The 5480-nt window shown below is 57.0% G+C and carries 5 protein-coding genes; 3 read left to right on the forward strand and 2 right to left on the reverse strand.

Features of this window, described 5'->3' with window-relative positions:
- Positions 1–197 (reverse strand): ATP-dependent Clp protease adaptor ClpS (locus tag ACIOWA_RS27190; protein ID WP_401162847.1); only part of this gene is annotated, 197 nt, incomplete at its 3' end.
- A gap of 224 nt (positions 198–421) precedes the next feature.
- On the opposite strand from ACIOWA_RS27190, the gene ACIOWA_RS27195 reads away from it, so the two are divergent.
- A complete protein-coding gene (locus ACIOWA_RS27195) occupies positions 422–709 on the forward strand; it encodes a cold shock domain-containing protein (RefSeq protein ID WP_339539009.1) in 288 nt (95 codons plus the stop codon).
- A gap of 76 nt (positions 710–785) precedes the next feature.
- On the opposite strand, the gene icd is transcribed toward ACIOWA_RS27195, so the two are convergent.
- Complete coding sequence (gene icd / locus ACIOWA_RS27200) at positions 786–2042, reverse strand: NADP-dependent isocitrate dehydrogenase (RefSeq protein WP_221730380.1); 1257 nt, start codon at positions 2040–2042, stop codon at positions 786–788.
- 480 nt (positions 2043–2522) lie between these two features.
- Between icd and ACIOWA_RS27205 the strand changes: the two genes are divergently transcribed.
- Together ACIOWA_RS27205 and ACIOWA_RS27210 are read left to right on the forward strand one after the other, a co-directional pair.
- Positions 2523–4712, forward strand: a complete 2190-nt coding sequence (locus ACIOWA_RS27205; RefSeq protein ID WP_401162849.1) for an NADP-dependent isocitrate dehydrogenase — start codon at positions 2523–2525, stop codon at positions 4710–4712.
- A 212-nt stretch (positions 4713–4924) separates the two neighbouring features.
- Positions 4925–5371 carry an NUDIX hydrolase gene (locus ACIOWA_RS27210; protein WP_339496007.1) on the forward strand — a complete coding sequence of 149 codons (447 nt, stop codon included), beginning with the start codon at positions 4925–4927 and terminating at the stop codon, positions 5369–5371.
- Positions 5372–5480: the final 109 nt, after the last annotated feature.

Genomic DNA, 5480 nt, shown 5'->3' on the forward strand with positions numbered 1-5480 from the left:
ACTTCGACGACGAAATCCATCGGTGTGTAGTCATCGTTGAACAAAACCACCTTGTACATCGGCGGCGCCTGTAACGCAGGCTTTGCTTCCTGAACAGCAACGCCTGCCGAATCGTCGTCGTGCTCCTCTGGAAGATCCTTTTGGAGAAGCGGGCGATCCTGATAGAATGTTAGTCGAATCTGGCTGAATGCATGCATGGACAGAAAGGTTCGTCAGTTGTGCAAATACAGTGGTGGGGGCGGCTGTACACGTTTTCAACTCCGACTGCCCGGTCACCTTGACTATCGGGAAAACGGTGTTACAACCAATAGAGCCCACAGTGGGTAAAAAAGATCCGCGGAGTCAATCCTTTTAACGGATTAGATTGCGGATGTCCTGGATGATACTCCAGCGTTGGAGTCTGTTGCAGAGGGATTTGAGCATGGCTGTCGGCAAGGTGAAATGGTTCAACAATGCCAAGGGGTTCGGGTTCATCAATACCGACACCCGTGAAGGTCGAGACGAGGCTGGCAAAGATATTGATTTCTTTGCGCACTACTCCGCCATTGAAATGGACGGGTATAAAACCCTCAAGGCTGGGCAGGCCGTAAGCTTCGTGATCGCTCAGGGGCCCAAAGGCCTGCACGCGGTCAATATTACAGCGGTCGTAGCCACAGAAGAAAAAGAAACAGTCCCGGACACCTTTAGAGAACAAAAAGTTACCAGTTGACGCGTCAAAACCTTCAGCCATAAAAAACCGCCCCTCTATTATCCGAGAGGGGCGGTTATTTGCATGCTTGCAGTTCTTACATATGCGAGATCAGCGCATCACCGAAGCCCGAAGACGACACCAGTTTGGCCCCATCCATCAGACGCTCGAAGTCATAAGTCACGGTCTTGGCACTGATGGCGCCGTTGGTGCCCTTGATGATCAGATCCGCCGCTTCGGTCCAGCCCATGTGACGCAGCATCATTTCCGCCGAAAGAATCAGAGAACCCGGGTTGACCTGATCCTTGCCGGCGTACTTCGGCGCAGTACCGTGGGTGGCTTCGAACATCGCTACGGTGTCGGACAGGTTAGCGCCCGGCGCGATACCGATACCGCCCACTTCCGCCGCCAGAGCGTCGGAGAGGTAGTCGCCATTGAGGTTTAGGGTGGCGATCACATCGTATTCGGCCGGGCGCAGCAGGATCTGCTGGAGCATGGCGTCGGCGATGGCATCCTTGACGATGACGTTCTTGCCGGTTTTCGGGTTCTTGAACTGCATCCACGGACCGCCGTCGAGCAGGGTCGCGCCGAACTCTTCGGCGGCCACTTCGTAGGCCCATTCCTTGAAGGCACCTTCGGTGAACTTCATGATGTTGCCTTTGTGCACGATAGTCAGCGAATCGCGGTCGTTATCGACCACATACTGCAGCGCCTTGCGCGCCAGGCGCTTGGTGCCCTCGAGGGAAACCGGCTTGACGCCGATACCGCAGTTTTCGTCGAAACGGATCTTGGTGACGCCCATTTCTTCTTTAAGGAATTTGATGACCTTGGTGGCTTCCGGCGAACCGGCCTTCCACTCGATGCCAGCGTAGATATCCTCGGAGTTCTCGCGAAAGATAGTCATGTCGACGTCGCCAGGCTTTTTCACCGGGCTTGGCACACCTTCGAACCAGCGCACCGGACGCAGGCAGACGTACAAATCGAGTTGCTGACGCAGAGCCACGTTCAGCGAGCGGATGCCGCCACCGACCGGGGTGGTCAGCGGGCCTTTGATGGAAACCACGTAATCCTTGACTGCGTCGAGCGTTTCCTGAGGCAGCCAGGTGTCCTGATCGTAAACCTGAGTGGCTTTTTCCCCGGCGAAGACTTCCATCCAGGAAATCTTGCGTTTGCCGCCGTATGCCTTTTGAACTGCAGCATCGACAACCTTGATCATCACCGGACTGATGTCAACACCAATGCCGTCACCTTCGATGAAGGGGATGATCGGGTTATCTGGAACATTGAGAGAATGGTCTGCATTGACGGTGATTTTGTCGCCGACGGCTGGAACCTGAATCTTCTTGTAACCCATGCTGAACTCCATTGTTTGGATTGAACATCTGGCTTGGTTCGAGCGTAACCCAGTTAAATCAACACGCAAACCCTCTGTTCAAGGCGCAGGCACATCTCGTTTCGTACAACCCTGAAAGCAAAGGGAAAAGCGCCAAACTCAAGCATTGCGCAAGACTCTACGCCCCACCCTGCCCTGCGACCTTTAGACCAATGGACGAGAATCGTTGCATATGAACCATCGGCAGATTGCCAGCTACCTATGTATAATGCCGCCCGCTGACCAAAGGGTCACGACGGCTGGCCTCTCTAGCACGAGACTTTCCGCCTGTTTGGTTGAACTGTTACCGCAGTCCGACTGCTTGACGCTCAACGATGCACCCAACATCACCGCGAAGAATCTCGACATTCGGTTCATGGATGACTTTGAACGAACGCGCTTACCCGGCGCCCCTCGAGTTTCTGCGCACGCTTTAGCAAAGAAGAGAGAGTTAATCCGAATATGCCCACCCGCTCGAAGATCATCTATACCTTCACCGACGAAGCTCCAGCCCTCGCCACCTATTCCCTGCTGCCGATCATCGAGGCTTACACCGCCTCGGCCGATATCGCCGTGGAAACCCGCGATATCTCTCTTGCAGCACGCATTCTGGCCAGCTTCCCCGAGCAACTGGGCGACAAAGCCGTAGCCGATCACCTCGCCGAACTGGGCGACCTGGCCGTTACGCCTGAAGCCAATATCATCAAGCTGCCGAACATCAGCGCTTCGGTTCCACAACTGCAAGCCGCGATCAAAGAGCTGCAAGCTCAGGGTTACAACCTGCCGGACTACCCGGAAACCGTAACCAGCGATGCCGACAAAGACGCCAAGGCGCGTTACGACAAAGTCAAAGGCAGCGCCGTGAACCCGGTTCTGCGTGAAGGCAACTCCGACCGCCGCGCTCCGCTGTCGGTCAAGAACTACGCTCGCAAGCACCCGCACAAAATGGGCGCATGGGCCAAAGACTCCAAGTCCCACGTTGCTCACATGAGCACCGGCGATTTCTACGGCAGCGAAAAAGCCGCCCTGATCGACGCCGCTGACGCTGTGAAAATCGAGCTGATCGCCAAAGACGGCACCACGACCGTCCTGAAAGAAAAAACCACCGTTCAGGCTGGCGAGATCCTCGACTGCGCCGTGTTGAGCAAAAACGCCCTGCGCGCGTTCATCGCCGCAGAAATCGAAAGCGCCAAGGCACAAGGCGTGCTGCTGTCGGTTCACCTCAAAGCGACCATGATGAAGGTCTCCGACCCGATCATGTTCGGCCAGATCGTTGCCGAGTTCTATAAAGACGCGCTGACCAAGCACGCTGACGTGCTGGCCCAGATCGGCTTCAACCTGAACAACGGCATCGGCGATCTGTACGCTCGTATCAAGGCCCTGCCTAGCGATCAGCAAGCGCAGATCGAAGCCGACATGGCAGCGGTCTACGCCGCTCGTCCATCGCTGGCGATGGTCAACTCCGACAAAGGCATCACCAACCTGCACGTGCCGAGCGACGTTATCGTCGACGCCTCGATGCCAGCGATGATCCGTGACTCCGGCAAGATGTGGGGCACCGACGGCCAGTTGCACGACACCAAGGCTGTGATCCCGGATCGCTGCTACGCGACCATCTACCAGGCTGTGATCGAAGACTGCAAAGCCAATGGCGCCTTCGACCCGACCACCATGGGCAGCGTGCCAAACGTCGGCCTGATGGCGAAGAAAGCCGAAGAGTACGGCTCGCATGACAAGACCTTCCAGATCAAGGCTGACGGCGTGGTTCGCGTGACCGACAGCAAAGGCACCCTGCTGATGGAACAGGCTGTTGAAGCTGGCGACATCTTCCGCATGTGCCAGACCAAAGACGCGCCGATCCAGGACTGGGTCAAACTGGCCGTCAACCGCGCTCGCGCCAGCAGCACTCCAGCCATTTTCTGGCTCGATCCGATGCGCGCTCACGACGGCGTAGTGATCGAGAAAGTTCAGGCTTACCTGAAGGATCACGACACTGCCGGTCTGGACATCCAGATCATGGCGCCGGTCGACGCGATGAAGTACACCCTGCAGCGCACCCGCGAAGGCAAGGACACCATTTCGGTGACCGGCAACGTACTGCTCGACTACCTTACCGATCTGTTCCCGATCGTGCCGCTGATGAACGGCGGTGGCCTGTTCGAAACCGGCGCCGGCGGTTCGGCACCGAAGCACGTGCAGCAACTGGTTGAAGAGAACTTCCTGCGCTGGGATTCGCTGGGCGAATTCCTGGCTCTGGCCGCATCCCTCGAGCATTTGGGTGTGAACTACAACAACCCGAAAGCGCTGGTTCTGTCCAAGACTCTGGATCAGGCCACTGGCCAGTTCCTCGACAACAACAAGTCGCCATCGCGCAAAGTCGGCAACATCGACAACCGCGGCAGCCACTTCTATCTGGCGATGTACTGGGCTCAGGCCCTGGCTGCCCAGACCGAAGACGCTGCACTGCAAGCGCAGTTCGCGCCCCTGGCTAAAACCCTGACCGAGAACGAAGCAACCATCGTTGCCGAGCTCAACGCCGTGCAGGGCAAGCCAGTGGACATCGGCGGTTACTACCACGCCAATGCCGAGCTGATCAGCAAGGCCATGCGCCCAAGCGCAACCTTCAACGCGGCGGTTGCTGCGCTGGTTTAAGGTTGTAATGCTGTAAAGAAGCCCCGGCCCAGTGCCGGGGTTTCTTTTTGTGGCGCTGGCCCATTTATCCTTGAGACACGACCCCATGTGGGAGCGGGCTTGCTCGCGAATGCATTGGATCAGTCAATAAAGATGTTGAATGACAAACCGTATTCGCGAGCAAGCCTGCTCCCACAGGGGATAGGTTTCAACCAATAGATTGAGGAAGATTTATGGAATGGCTCCCCCACATCACCGTCGCCACCATCGTCGAGGACAACGGCCGCTTCCTGATGGTCGAAGAGCACAAGGCCGGGCGCAACGTACTCAATCAGCCTGCCGGCCATCTCGATCCGAACGAAACCCTGATCGAAGCTGCCATTCGCGAAACCCTTGAGGAAACTGGCTGGGACGTCGAACCCACCGGCGTCATCGGCATTTACCTGTACACCGCACCGAGCAACGGTGTCACCTACCAACGCGTGTGCTTCAGCGCCAAAGCCGTGAAGCACCACCCGGATTGCCCGCTCGACGACGGCATCGTCGGCGCCAAGTGGCTGACCCGCGACGAATTAATCGCCCAGCGCGATAACTGGCGCAGCGAGCTGATCATCCGCTGCATCGATGATTATCTGGCCGGCCATCACTTCGGCCTCGAACTGATCCGCCCTTCTCTTTAGCCTTGAGGCCGTGAGCCTGATAGAATCGCGTCCTTTTTCAAGACACTCATTGAATCCCTATGCGTGATCCAGCCCCTTCTGACACATCCAAGAAGCGCGTCATTGTCGG

This window comes from Pseudomonas sp. NPDC087614 (assembly GCF_044743485.1).
Taxonomy (GTDB): domain Bacteria; phylum Pseudomonadota; class Gammaproteobacteria; order Pseudomonadales; family Pseudomonadaceae; genus Aquipseudomonas; species Aquipseudomonas baetica_A.